Source organism: Actinomyces urogenitalis DSM 15434 (assembly GCF_000159035.1).
In the GTDB taxonomy this organism is placed as follows: Bacteria; Actinomycetota; Actinomycetes; order Actinomycetales; family Actinomycetaceae; genus Actinomyces; species Actinomyces urogenitalis.
This window is the reverse complement of sequence record NZ_DS999574.1, coordinates 1,168,949-1,182,715: the sequence shown is the minus strand read 5'-3', so window position 1 is coordinate 1,182,715 and position 13,767 is coordinate 1,168,949. Positions and strand designations below refer to the sequence as shown.

Below are 13,767 nucleotides of genomic sequence, written 5' to 3'. Positions count from 1 at the left end.
AGATTCACACGCCACACATGTCCCTGCGAGACATGGTTGGCCCCTATGTGCGTCTTGCCGGGCGCGACAACCTCACCCCAAGCCGTGCCCTGCAACAAAGCTCCTCAGATTCACCCACGGACGCCATCATTCGTCTGGAAAAACTCACCGGCTTCTACAGTCAGGTAGAGGGCGATCATCAGGGATTCCAGGACAGCTCGAAAAAGCTCCGGGCCTTCGACCGTGCCGACCATGAGGGCGTGTTCGTGGTTCAGCCCATCAAAGGCACCGAGGCCGAAGCAAAGCGGCGAGAAATCGTCCAACTTCAGCGCAAGTCCGAACAGATCCTGCGCGACGAGGACGAGCGCCTGCTCAAAGACGACGACATGATCACCGGACACAACGCGGAACTGCGTGCAAAGATCCGCGCTCTCCAGAACCAACAAGAAGGCGTGCGAACACAGATCAGCTTCCTTACAGCCAGCCATCTTGAAAGCACCGCCCCGTCGAATGCAGATTGGCATGAACTTGCCGAAATCTTCCCGCAGATCAACACGGACAGGCTCACACAGGTCGCAACATTCCATCAGCGTATTCGCACCAATCTTGCAGCCCAGGTACAAGAGGAGATCCTCCGTCTCCAAGCCGTCGACCAGGCACTCACGTCCCAAATCCGCGACCTGAGCCATCAGCTCATCAAGGAGCGCTCGGCTGCGCGATTGCCCAGGACCCTCCTCGACCAGTACTCCCAAATTCAGGTTCAAATTCGTGACGTCGACCTGGCGCTTAGGCAGCACGAACGACGCAGTGAACTCGCCGCACAAGCCGAGCAGGCCAAAGAAGCACTCAGCCAGACTCAGGCAGGCGTACTCCCGGAAATCCAATCCCTCATCAACACGCGCTTGGAGGAACTCGCGCATGCGTTAGAAGAGGCAAACCCTCCCAAGCTCACGTTCAACAACTACGACAGCTACACCTTCAACGTTCCCGGCGACGATGGTACCGGCACCGCGTACACAGCCATGGTCATGCTCGACCAAGCCATCCTCAGCATCACCGAGCTGCCGTTCCTCATCCACGACACTCCGGTCTGGGCGAACATCTCTAAACCTCGGCAAAGCCGGATCCTGTGCTACCTCGCCAACATGCCCAAACAGTCGTTCTTCGCGCTCGATGCCACCGGCGCCCTGAGCGCGGAAGCCCAAAAAGTCGTCGCTGCCCACACGGTCATCTCGCTCGATGCTGACGAAGAGTCCCTCTTCGGCTACATCACGAGCATGCCCGCTGACGAGCGCCCCACATTCGGGATTCCTTCCCATCGACTGCCCAGGTTCCGCAGGAAGCGTCAAGGCAAGAGCGGCAGTGACGGGCAACTTGAGTTCAGCTTCGACGAACTTGACTGACCAATCCGCATGATTCTGGCGCACACACGGCCTCGCCTCACCCCTCCGAGAACGCCGAGAACCGATAATGGAAGATGGCGTGTCTCCTCGCGGCCGCTTCGAGCATCGCGGTGAGACAAACAAGGCAGCCGCGATGCTCCACGCTGGAGCAGGCGAGGAGGATATGTGAGCGAGCAGGTGCAACTAGTCAAGTCCAGGCAGCGTGTGGCCGACCATGGTGAGGTCTTCACCCCGGAATGGATGGTCAACGACATGCTTGACCTGGTCAAGGACGAGTCGGAGCGTATCGATGCTCGAGTCCTGGAACCAGCCTGCGGTGAGGGAGCCTTCCTCCAAGAGATCCTGCGCCGCAAGCTCTCAACTGTCCACGCCCGCTACGGCAAGAACGACTTCGAGCGCCGCCACTACGCACTCCTGGCCCTGATGAGCACTTACGGCATCGAGCTGCTTGCCGACAACGCCGAGATCTGCCGCGCCAACCTCCTCGCCATCTTCACGGACTTCATCGGAGAAGACCCCGACGGCTCGTGGGAATCGGCAGCTCGTGCAGTGCTGGCGATCAACATCGTTCAGGCCGATGCTCTGACCATGACGATCCCCAACGGCGAGCCTCTGACCTTTGCCGAGTGGGGGTACCTCGGGGCGGGAAAGTTCCAGCGACGTGACTTCCAGTATCAGGACCTGACAAAGCGTGCGGCTTTTGGGGAGGACACCTTGTTCGGTTCCATGGACATGGCCGAGATCTTCACCCCCGATACGTCATTCCCTCCTATGACTGTGGCCGAGATTGCCGAAAGAGGAGCGCAGCCAGCATGAGCGTGTCGAACCTCCTGTTGAACAAGCACAACCCTGATGTGCTCACCTGCATCGCGAACCTCTCGAACGATGAGGTGTTCACACCTCCAGAGATGGCTGCCGCAATGCTTGACCTCGCCGCCGAGACGTGGGCGCGTGACCACGATGGGGAGAACCTGTGGGCGAACCCGAACGCCCGGGTGCTAGATCCGTTCGTGAAGACTGGGGTATTTCTACGGGAGGCGACCCGCCGTTTCAACGATGGGCTGGCCTCCCTGATTCCGGATCCGCAGGAGCGGGTTAACCACATCCTCACCAAGCAGATTTACGGGATCGCGATCACGGAACTCACCGCTCTCATGGCTCGCCGAAGCGTGTACTGCTCGAAGTACGCCAACAGTGAGCACTCCATCTGCTCGGCCTTCGACACACCAGAAGGCAACATCTGGTTTGAACGCACCGAACACACCTGGGATGACAAGACCGGCATACGCGAGAGCCGCGTCGACCCACTGTCCGGAGAGGAAATCTTTATCCGCACCGGCCGGCGCTGCTCCTACTGCGGGGCTGGGGAAGAAGACTACGGGCGTGGCGAAGATCTTGAGACCCACGCCTACGCCTTCACCCACACTGACGACATAAAGAAACGCGTTAACGAAATATTTGGAGCCAGTATGCATTTTGATCTGATCGTCGGCAATCCCCCTTACCAGCTTTCCGACGGAGGGTTTGGCAAGTCAGCGGCGCCCATCTATCAGGACTTTGTCGAGCAGGCGAAAGCTTTGGATCCCCGCTATTTGACGATGATCATCCCATCCCGGTGGTTCACTGGCGGCAAGGGTCTAGACGAATTTCGCGCCTCGATGCTCAACGATCGACGACTTCGCGCAATCACGGACTATGTCAATGCCTCGGACGTCTTCTCAGGCATTGGCCTCAAGGGCGGAGTGTGTTACTTCCTTTGGAATCGAGACAGCAAAGGTGACTGCACTGTAACAACGCACTTCAAAGATCAAGAACCGTCTGTCGCAACACGCCCGCTACTTGAAGCGGGAACTGAAACCTTTATCCGCTTCAATCAAGGAGTCAGCATTCTCAAGAAAGTTCTTGAAAAGGAAGCACCTGGCTCTTTCGCAGAATTGGTAAGCGCGCGTAAACCGTTCGGTCTCGACACCACATTCAAAGGCAACGACAGACGAAGGAACGAGACGGATTACGTCATCTACCAAAACGGAGGGACGGCATACGTCCCGGCGGAAACCATCCGGTCTGGACACGAGTTCGTCGACTGTTGGAAGTTGTTTGTTGGGCGTGCGGCTCCGGGTACGGGCAACAAGGATACTTATCCGCATCGGATCATTAGCACGCCGTTCCTAGGGAAACCGGGGGAGGTATCTTCCGAGACTTATCTGTGTATCGGGCCTTTCAACAGCGAATCTGAGGCAGCTAGCGCATTGTCCTACCTCAAGTGCCGTTTCACTCGCTTCCTTATCCTCCTGCACAAGGCTTCGCAGGATACAACTCGAAAGGTTTACACGTTCGTTCCGCAACAGTCCTGGGACCGAGAGTGGACGGATGAGGAGTTGTACGCCAAGTACGGGCTCACTGGTGAGGAGATCGCGTTCATTGAGTCCATCGTGCGCCCGATGGAGAATGAGTGATGGCCAGGCGGGATGAGGAGCTCCTTCCCTCTAAGCCCTCGGCGCGCCTGCGGATCTATGCCTGGTCTCCAAAGAATCCTCCGGCAGGCTATGAGGGGCTCATTAAGGTCGGGCAGACCACGAAGGAGGATGTGCGTGAGCGGATCCGTGAGTCGCAGGGGCAGATGCAGCAGGAGTTCACCCTGCACGTCGACATCATTGCGGAGCGTGAGGATGGCAGCATCTTCCGTGACAAGGACGTCATCCAGCGCCTGAAGGCGAAGGGCTTTGCCAACCCTCACTTTGGCTCAGCGACCGAGTGGGTGCGCTGCAAGCCTGCTGATGTGCTCACTGCTATCGCGGAACTGCGCACCGGGGTGGAGTACACGGGCGAGCGCTACCAGACCTTCGCGATGCGCCCCGAGCAAGCCCGTGCTGTCGAACAAACTCTTGCCTATTACAACTCCATCTGGGAAGAAGATCCGGGTGCGGTCCCGCGCTTCTTGTGGAACGCGAAGATGCGCTTCGGCAAGACCTTCACCACCTACCAGCTCGCCAAACGCATGGGCGCCAAACGCGTGCTGCTGGTGACCTTCAAACCTGCCGTCCAAGACGCCTGGCGTGAAGACCTGGCAAGCCACGTGGACTTTGAAGGCTGGCAGTACCTGAGCGCGAAAACCCTCGATGAGGGTGGCGAAGTCAAGGCAGATCAGCCTCTGGTCTACTTCGGCTCTTTCCAGGACCTCCTCGGACGGGACAAGAAGACCGGCCTGATCAAGTCCAAGAACGAGTGGATTCACACTGTCAACTGGGACCTGGTGGTCTTCGACGAGTACCACTTCGGAGCCTGGCGGGAGAACGCCAAAGCCCTCTTCGAAGGTGAGGATGAGAAGGAAGCTGCCAAGGAACTCAAGGCTGAGTACCACGAGGGGCTGGTCGCCTTCGATGAAGAGCTCGACGAGCTGGGTAGCGATGAAGAAGACTTTCTTCCCATCACGACCCGCTCCTACCTCTACCTCTCGGGTACACCCTTCAAGGCTCTTGCCACGGGCGAGTTCATCGAGGAACAGATCTTCAACTGGACCTATACCGACGAACAGCTTGCCAAACGCGAATGGGCGCGTGAGCATCCCGGTGAGTGGAACCCGTATGCCGCGCTACCGGAGATGCGTCTGCTGACCTACCGGATGCCCGATGACCTGGTGGCTATCGCGCACCAGGGTGAGTTTAACGAGTTCGACCTCAACACCTTCTTCGAAGCCACAGGCAGTAATGAGACAGCGCGGTTCGTCCACGAATCTGACGTACAGAAGTGGCTGGACCTTATCCGTGGCGAGCACGCGCCTACACAGATGGACATGCTCAAAGCTGGTGGCCGCCCACCCTTCCCGTATGCGGATGCCCGTCTGCTTCCTTACCTCCAGCACTCGTTCTGGTACTTGCCAAACGTCGCTGCCTGCCAGGCCATGGCGAACCTGCTCGCTGCGCGGCACAACACCTTCTGGCATCAGTACCAGGTGATCGTCGCTGCTGGCGTGGGCGCTGGGGTTGGGGTTGAAGCACTCCCGCCCGTGCGTGAGGCAATTGGGGACGGGCACGACACCAAGACCATCACGCTGTCGTGCGGCAAGCTCACCACCGGGGTGACCGTCAAGCAGTGGTCATCGATCCTGATGCTGCGCAACCTCACCAGCCCGGAGTCCTACTTCCAGGCCGCTTTCCGGGTGCAGTCCCCGTGGGCAATCAAGAACCCCAATGGGGATGACCCGAACCGGGAGGAGGTCCTCAAGCCTGTCGGATTCGTTTTCGACTTCGCACCCACGCGCGCTCTGCGCCAGATCGCCGACTACGGCACAGGGCTACATCCCGAGGCGAAGAGCCCCGAACATGCCGTCGCCGAGCTCGTCAACTACCTCCCGGTTCTGGCCTACGACGGTGCCACAATGAAGGAGATCGATGCGGGCGAGGTGCTCGACATCGCTATGTCTGGCACCTCGGCCACCCTCCTGGCGAAGAAGTGGGAGTCCGCGATCCTCGTCAACGTCGACAACATGACGCTCAAGAAGATCATGAACGACGAGCGTGCCATGGAAGCCATCCTCAATATCGAAGGCTTCCGTGCCCTGGGTGTTGACATCTTCGAGACCGTGGTCAACAAGAGTGAATCGGTGTCGAAGATGAAGAAGGAAAAGGGTGACTCGCTGACCAAGAAGGAGAAGAAGGAGCTCACAGCTGAGGAGAAGGAGTACAAGTCCAAGCGCAAGCAGATCCAGGAAAAGCTCATCAAGTTCGCTACCCGGATCCCAGCGTTCATGTACCTGACTGACTTCAGGGAGAACACGCTCTACGACGTCATCACCAAGATCGAACCAGACCTGTTCAAGCGGGTCACCGGTTTGTCCGTGGAGGATTTCAATCTCCTGGTGAACCTGGGGGTCTTCAACTCCATCCACATGAACCAGGCTGTCTTCGCCTTCCGTCGCTATGAGGATGCTTCCCTGTCCTACGCCGGCTACGCCTCCCATGCGGAGCAAAAGCGCCGTGAAGACCTGCGCCAAGTTGGCCTGTACGACACCGTCATTACCCTGAAATCTGAATGAGCATGGGTAGCGTTATTTCCATCGTTCTGTCTGCCGGTGCGCTCATCATTGCCATCTGGGCTGCTGTCGAGTCGCACCGAGCCAATAGGCGCTCAGCAGAAGCCAACCGAATCGCTGAATGTGCTAACACGCTCGCAGAGCAATCGAATGAGCATGCTGACAAGGCGAACCTCATCAGTGCGCAGGCACTTGAACTAGCAGAACGAGAAGCACCCGCCCCTCTGAGTGAATTGGTGCGGCTGGACAAGCACAAATGGGCATTCACCAATCAGTCTGGTCGCGTCATTGAGTTGGTGGCGATCTCAGCACTCCCGGATGAAGCCGAGCAATTCGTGCGTTACTCATCGCTTCCTCATCGTCTGGACTATGGAGATCAGTACGCGCTGACCATCCTTGGCGCATGGGGTTTGACGGTAGACGCCCTGATTATTAAGTGGCGCTTCAAAGGTGAGGATCAGATTCACGAAACACGACGCAGCGTTGCCTAGTTCGCCCGAGCTCCGTACCCTTTGACGCTTGCTCGATACCTTTTGACGCAAGCCCCATACTTTTTGACGCGGGGCTGAACCTTTTGACGCTAGGCCATATTTTTTGACGCTTCCTGCCTTAACTGGCCGACCAAGCCACCGGGAGGACGCTCTGAGGACACGATCCGCCCCAGCTGAGAGCCGCTCCACGGCCCCATACACCCAACCCGAACACCCCGAAAACCGCCCCGGAACAGCGAAAACGCCACCCCGGACACTTCCCGGCCGGGCCGGAAATCCTTGTATCCAAAGTGACGTTCTATTGGAGCGAGTGACGGGAATCGAACCCGCGTGTGCAGCTTGGAAGGCGTCGGGGCGACACCTCGAATCCGTTGGAATTCGGCGATATTGCAGCGTTTATTCACTGTCGTTGTTTGTCTGAGGTTAGCCGTTCGAGTCTCAAATTCGCAACCCCTGGACCACGTTAGACCACGAAAACACGTTTTTTGGCCATTTTTGGGCTGCAAGTTTATTGCGAGGGTTTCGACTTTTTGAATGCGATAACAGATAATGCCGTGCCCTCCCACCGGACAGACGGCGGCAGGGCACGGCAAGCGGGTCAGGCTGTGCGTGCTCGCAAGGGGATGACGTTGGACGGGGCAGCGGCGAAGGCGTCCAGGGCAGCGGCAATCTGTGCGTCTCGGCCCGCTAGGGCGTGCTGATAGATTGCGGCGGCCTGCGTCGAGGTGTGACCGATGCGAGCCTGTAACTCAGCCATGGTTGCGCCGCTCGCAGCGGCCAGGGTGGCGCCGGTGTGGCGCAGGTCGTGCCATCGCAGGTCAGTGCGCCCGATGATGGCGCGGGCGGTGACCATGGCACGAGAGCGGTAGGAAGCGGATACGACGCCTCCGGCGGGGGTAGTGAACACAAGTGCGTTGGCCCCTTGGGCGGTGTAGGCGGCCAGGTGATCGGCCAGGGCGCGGGCGACGGTGGCCGGAATGGCGACCGTGCGCCGCCCGGCGGCGGTCTTAGGCGGCCCGAACGCGCTCTGGCCTGCGCGAGTTCGTGTCTGCGTGCGTTCCACGGTGACGGTGGGGTTGGTTGGGTCGCTGAGGTCGATGTCTCGGCGGCGTAGGGCGAACACCTCGCCGGGGCGCAGGCCTGAGTATGCAGCCAGCAAGGCGGCGGCCCGAAGATGTGGCGGCATCGCAGCGGCCAGAGCTGAGACCTGTGCAGGGGTGAGCGGCTTGCGCTCAGACGCCGGGGCGGTGGCTGCCCCGCGTAGGCAGGCCGGGTTACGGTCGATCAGCCCGTCCTCCACAGCCCGACTAAGCACGGTTCGCAGCAGCCTGTATGCCTGGGCTGCCTGGGTGCGCCCATGCCCGGTGTGAACGTTGGGTGTCCGCCTGGCAGGGTCGGGGCGTCCAGCAGCCTGCCAGGCGTCGAGGACCGCGCGGGGCAGGCGTCCGGTGGCCGGTACGTCGATCCCGTTGGCCTTCGCCCATGCGCGGGCGGGGTGAACGCGGCGAGTGGTTGACTGTGGGGTGATCTGGGCGAACTGTGTCAGCAGAGCGGTGTGCCAGTCGCGTACGAGCGGGGTGGTGATCTGAGCCAGGGGCACCGTGGACAGGTCCACCATGTTGGCCCCGGTCCCCACAGGGGTGAGGATGAAGCAGCCTGCCAGGCGGTCGTACAGGCCCAGGGTCGAGGGGCGCAGTTCAGCGGAACGGTGGGTTAGAAAGGCCGGGAGGTAGGTGGCCAGGGTGAGGCTGGCAGTCTCAGGAACGGGCATTCGGCCTCGTATCACCTCAGCGCGTGCGGTCACTAGCCATGCCTCGGCCCGTGCGCGTGTGTCGAAGGTGGTGGGGGCTGAGTGCTTGGCCCCGTCGGCACCCGTGTAGCGGGCACGGAATCGCCCCGACGGTAGGCGGCTGATGGTGCCGAAGGCGCGGCGGTGGGAGCGGGCGGTCATGAGAGTTCTCCTAGGTCGAGCATGGGCGGGGTCTGCCCGGTGGGCGGGGCGGGCGCTGGTAGCGGGGCCTGTGCTGCCTGCCAGCGGCGCACGGGGGCGAAGGTGGGGACGGAGGGCCAGGACCACGGGGCGGGTAACGGCGTGGCACGGCTCTTGCGAGCGGCACGGGTGACGGCGTCCATCTGCCGGTGACACGCGGCGCACATGGGTGTGTAGTCCCAGGGATCGGGCGACCACGTGCCGGTGTCGTCACGACGGGCGTGGGCGGCGTCAGGGCGTAGTGCCCACTCGGCTGCCTGGGAGTGGCAGCCGGGCATCGTGCAGGCATACAGCGAGGCGAAGCCACGAGCATGGAGCACGCGCACGTGAGCGCAGCCGTAGCCCGCGAGTTCGTCACCTACCCACCGTCCTGACTCCTGGGCAGCGGCGTAGCCGTCGAGGGTGCCCGGATGAAGGCCGCGAGCACGCCGGTAGTGGGCAGCGCACAGACCACGGCCCTGCACAGGCTTGGAACACCCCTCGGCTAAACACGCACTGCCCGTCAGGGACGAACCTGGGCATTTTTCGTCTCTCTGATCCGATACTTCTCGCGTTCGGTCGTTTTTTCTTCCCTCCTCTGGGGGAGAAAACACGCTGGCGCGGGGTGTTCCAGTGGGATCAAGCTCAGAAAAAACGAGGGCAGTCATCAGGCATCACCGCCTGGCAGGTGAGCCATGAGCCGGTGCCATAGTTCAGCGGACGGCTCGCGCGCCCCGGTCAACGGTTCGGCAGCGAGGGAACGAACCCGGTCTAGTGCCCATTCCCGTGACTGCCCGGCCCGCTCGGCGTAGACCAAGACCCAACGGGCCAGCGTGTCCGGATCGAGAGGTAAGCGGGTATCTCGGACAAATGGACCTAGTGGGCCGCGCACCGCTAGCACAACCTCCCCGGGCAGGTCACCGACGGGCCAACCGTCAGGGGTAGGGAAGGGAAGGGTATTAGGGAGGGGGCACATTTCTACACCCGTTCCGCGCCCGGTTTTGGACCCGTTCAGACCCCCGTTCAGACCCCCGTTCAGACCCCCGTTCAGACCTGGCAGGTTGGTCGCGAATTGGACCCGTTCAGACCCCCGTTCAGACCCCCGTTCCGCGCCCTGAATTGGACCCGTTCGGACCCCCGTTCGGTCTCGCACCTGCGAGGCCAGGAACTCCAACCTGTAGTAGGTCGCCCGTCTCCCCCGCTGGGAGGGTGCTGCCTCGGTCTCCATGTGCGTGAGGAAGGCAGCCACAACGTCGCCCGGGCTGCCCTGGGCGCCTGTTGCGGTCAGCCACCGGGCCAGCGCCCTCGCAGGAGCGGCGTCGTTGCGGGGCTTGCCCTCTGCCCAGACGCAGGCCGTCTCAGGGCTTAGGGCCTGGCCTTGGGCGTCCAGGTCTGCGACCATGCGGGCCAGGGCCTGCCTGTAGGTGGCCAGGGTCGCAAGGCTGTAGCCGTTCCCCGTAGCCTGTGGCTGCGCTACGCCGAGGGTGTCTAGCGTGGCGAGCGTGGCGGCCAGGCTCTTTCGGTTGAGCCCTGTCCAGGCTGCCAGTTCCGCCCTCGTGGCTGTCACGGTCAGACCGTCGGTCGAGGCCAAGGCAAGAACGAAGGACACGAGCCGGACGCTGACAGGCTGACTAGCCAGAACCGTGCAGGCTACCCAGTCCGTGACCGCTGGGCGCTCGCCCGTGACAGTGAGCGGCTGGGTGCGCTCGTAGGTCTGAGCGTGCTTAGCCCATGAGGGTGTGAAGGCGTAGCGGGTACGCCACCCCTCCCCTGCCCGGGCGCGTGATGTCGTCACAAGCGGGTCCGTGCCAGCAGGTGGGGTGCGTAGGTCGCACAGGGCACGGCGCACGGTGGTCAGCGGCAGGTGTCCCCATCCGCTGAGATTGTCGCGTCCGGGGGCGGTGCCTTTGCCGTAGTCGTCAGCAGCCAGCAGGTAGGCCACGAGCCTGGCCGATGGTGTCAGGGGGTATCGGCATGAGGCGATGGCTGCGCTAACTGTGGCGACGTGTGGGCGGGCACCGTCAACTGTGAGGTGGCCCGACATGGCTTAGCCTCGCAGGCTCAGCGGGACGCGTGCGGGGGTGGTGTTGGCGTCGATCCACGCGGCTACGGCGGTCGCGGGAACCTGGCACGAGCGCACCGTGCCCACACGTGGCAACTCGCCATCACGGATCAGCCGGTTGACCGTGGACAGGCTGACAGCCAGGCACTGAGCGACCTCGTTAGGACGCAGCATGGCCGGTACGTCAACTGTGGCCGGATCAGCCACGGTGAGGAAAGTGCGACGGCAGTCAGCGGACATGCCACGTGTGGCGTAGTCCAGCACGGCAGCCGCCGGGACGCGCGGGCGGGTGCCGATGCGAAGGACGGGTAGGGAGCCGTCACTGAGCCAGCGCGTGACCGTGATCGGGTGAACGCGGCAGATTCCTGCCACGTCGGAGCGGGTCAGCAGTAGCGGCAGGGTGACGGTCGGGGTGCCGATCGGGCGCAGAGGGTTAGGGGTAGGCATGGCTTGGGTGTCCTCTCAGGGGTACGGGTGTACTGAGAGGCCGCCGGGCGCCTATGCCGGTGGTATGTGGTTGAGGGGTCGCCTAACTGGGTTTCAGGCGGCCAGGGTGAAACGGGCGCAACTCCCCTCACCCACCGGCACAGGGGCCACGGTAGGAGGGGCAGCGGTCAGGACCGCGCGCGTCAGGCTGACTAGGACGGGCCGCCACGGCAGCGGCCACGCGTCAGTGCTAGATGCCCGGCGCCATGTTGGCGCGGGTACGTCATCGAGTCCGGGCACGAACTCAGGTAACGACGAGAACGTAGCCGTGTCGTGTAGGGCGCGCTCGGCGTAGTAGGCATAAAAGTCTCTGCACCGATGCTTCAATTCTTCGTAACGAGCAAAAGCACGCATTGAGCAACGTGGATGTGGGTGGACCTGGAAACGGAGCCATTCAAGGGGACGCAGTAGACGCCCGGCGGTGTGCCCGCTTACGTCGTCCCATTCATCCTCCCATCTTTCCACGATGGGAAGGCGCTGTAAGGCAGTTGATTCGGGCATCACAATCCGCCGGAGTACACCGTGCACCCGCCGAATCCGTGCGGCTCGCCCTGCACGCCGGGTAGCTGACCATTCGCCCCGTGGAGTATGCAGGTACGACAGTTCGAAGGCCAGCCAGGCCGCAGAGCGTTCAGCAGCGAGGATGGCATGAGGCGACAGCCCAGAAACGCGCAACGAGGTAGCCGCGTCGTTGAGCGCAGTGCACACGCGCAACACGGTGCCATCCACGTTGAGGCGCCACTGGCTACGAGGGCGGCGATCGTTGGCCAGTTCGTCGATGAGGGCGGCAACGTCGGGGTGGGAGGTGATCAGTGGGTGCAGCCGTGCCAGGCGGAGGCCCAGTGCACGGGGTGCGTGCGATGGGTTGGGCCGTGGTCGGCGGTGGCTGCGTGTCATGGGTGAGAGCATGGCGCGGACGTTTACCTAGGGCAAGCAGATTTGCCGTGTGGTCCTCATTTGGCCCGATTTCTCCCACGTTCAGGCCCTGGGATGGGGTGGGGCAGGGCTGCGTACTCGCTGCGTTGTGCCACGGCGGCGACGACGGCGCGCAGTTGGTCGGCGTCGGTTGCTACGTAGCGTTGTGTGGTGGTGGGGCTTGCGTGGCCTAGGAGTCGTTGGACGGAGAACAGGTCGCGTGTGGCGTCGTAGGCGGTGGTGGCGAAGCGGTGGCGTAGGGCGTGCAGGGTGTAGGGCGAGGGGATCAGGTGGCGCACGCTGTCTGCCACGCGTTCGGCGCTGAGGTGTGAGCCTTGTCCGTTGGGTAGGGCGTAGCCGTGCGGGTCGGCGTTGGTGGCGTCGGTCAGGAGTGCGGCCAGGCCGGGGGCGAGGGGTACTAGTCGTTGTTTGGAGCCTTTGCCGTGGACGGCTAGGACTGTGCCGCCTGAGGTCTGTAGGAGGTCGCGGGCGTGGATGGCGGCGATCTCGGCGCGGCGTAGGCCTGCCTCGGCTGCGCAGCGCAGTATCAGGGTCTGCCGCGCGTCAGCCTTGGCCAGTGCCTGGCCTAGGAGGTCGTCGGGTAGCGGGTGCGGGTTGGGTCCGGGGCGGCGTACGGGTGGGATCACGTCGGCCGGTGAGGTGGTGAGGTGTCCGGCGGCGACTCCCCACGCGTAGAAGGCTCGCAGGGTGGTGCGTAGGGAGTGGCGTGTTTCTAGGGCGATCTCGCGGTCTGTGTACCACTGAAGCAGGGTGGGGGTGGTCACGGACCACGGGCCGTACTCGGCGTTGGGGATGGTGCGGGCGAGGTGTGCGAGTTGTTCGCGGTTCTTTTTTCGGGATGTGGTGGCGCGTCCTTGGATGCGTTCGAATGCCATGAATCCGGTGATTGCCTCTTCCCACATGGGTGGGATGGGCGCGGCGACCGGGCCGGTTCGGCGCACGGGGCCGCGGTCCTGAGCATGGGGGTCGTCTAGTCCTGGCACGTCCTGGCCCTCTGGTGGGGCGATGCGTGGGATCGGGGGCAGGTGTCTGGCTGGGCTGGTTGAGACGTAGCCCCTTGCCTGGGCCCAGGCGAAGAAGCCTCGCACGGTGTAGCGGATGCCGCGGCGGGTAGCGTGGGCTAGGTCGAGGCTGTCTAGCCATGTCAGCAGGTCGGGGGCTGTGATGGTGCCGGGTGTGTGGTGGGGGTGGTCCAGGGCGAGGCGTCTCAGGTGGCCGCGTCGGGCGGTCAGGGTGGTGGGTTTGGTGCCGGTCTGGGCGCACTCGGCTAGGTAGACCCTGATCAGGCTGTCCCAGGCAGGGGGCAGGGGTGGGGCGTCGGGGCGTCCGTTGGGGCCCTGTGGCTCGTTCAGCGGGCGGTGCACGAGAACCGTAGGACGGTGGGAGTGGGTGGCCATGAGTGTTCTCCT

The 13,767-nt window shown here is 62.6% G+C and carries 9 protein-coding genes; 5 read left to right on the top strand and 4 right to left on the bottom strand.

All coding sequences use genetic code 11. The features are described 5' to 3' along the window. The 5 genes from HMPREF0058_RS12030 to HMPREF0058_RS12300 form a co-directional block, all read left to right on the top strand. On the top strand, positions 1-1,382 hold a 1,382-nt coding region (locus tag HMPREF0058_RS12030; RefSeq protein WP_211205885.1), incomplete at its 5' end, for a DUF2326 domain-containing protein. Positions 1,383-1,547: 165 nt separating this feature from the next. Further along, complete coding sequence (locus tag HMPREF0058_RS05040; RefSeq protein ID WP_006548634.1) at positions 1,548-2,198, top strand: N-6 DNA methylase; 651 nt, start codon at positions 1,548-1,550, stop codon at positions 2,196-2,198. Further along, positions 2,195-3,838 (top strand): Eco57I restriction-modification methylase domain-containing protein, encoded by a 1,644-nt coding sequence (locus tag HMPREF0058_RS05035; RefSeq protein WP_006548633.1) that lies wholly within the window; start codon positions 2,195-2,197, stop codon positions 3,836-3,838. The genes HMPREF0058_RS05040 and HMPREF0058_RS05035 overlap by 4 nt, the downstream gene beginning before the upstream one ends. A gap of 131 nt (positions 3,839-3,969) precedes the next feature. After that, positions 3,970-6,417, top strand: a complete 2,448-nt coding sequence (locus tag HMPREF0058_RS05030) for a DEAD/DEAH box helicase family protein (protein WP_248596998.1) — start codon at positions 3,970-3,972, stop codon at positions 6,415-6,417. A 2-nt stretch (positions 6,418-6,419) separates the two neighbouring features. Continuing rightward, positions 6,420-6,905, top strand: a complete 486-nt coding sequence (locus tag HMPREF0058_RS12300; RefSeq protein ID WP_141560465.1) for a hypothetical protein — start codon at positions 6,420-6,422, stop codon at positions 6,903-6,905. Positions 6,906-7,503: 598 nt separating this feature from the next. Here the strand turns inward: HMPREF0058_RS12300 and HMPREF0058_RS05025 are convergent. From HMPREF0058_RS05025 to HMPREF0058_RS11735, 4 genes are all read right to left on the bottom strand, one after another. After that, entirely contained in the window at positions 7,504-8,856 is a 1,353-nt protein-coding gene (locus HMPREF0058_RS05025) for a site-specific integrase (RefSeq protein WP_040319532.1), read from the bottom strand. Beyond that, entirely contained in the window at positions 8,853-9,359 is a 507-nt protein-coding gene (locus HMPREF0058_RS12295) for a hypothetical protein (RefSeq protein WP_006548629.1), read from the bottom strand. Before HMPREF0058_RS12295 ends, HMPREF0058_RS05025 begins: the two co-directional genes overlap by 4 nt. A gap of 1,562 nt (positions 9,360-10,921) precedes the next feature. Continuing rightward, a complete protein-coding gene (locus HMPREF0058_RS13005) occupies positions 10,922-11,383 on the bottom strand; it encodes a helix-turn-helix domain-containing protein (RefSeq protein WP_006548627.1) in 462 nt (153 codons plus the stop codon). 992 nt (positions 11,384-12,375) lie between these two features. Continuing rightward, positions 12,376-13,755, bottom strand: coding sequence for a tyrosine-type recombinase/integrase (locus HMPREF0058_RS11735; protein WP_050765643.1), 1,380 nt, complete (start codon positions 13,753-13,755; stop codon positions 12,376-12,378). Between the last annotated feature and the right edge of the window lie 12 nt (positions 13,756-13,767).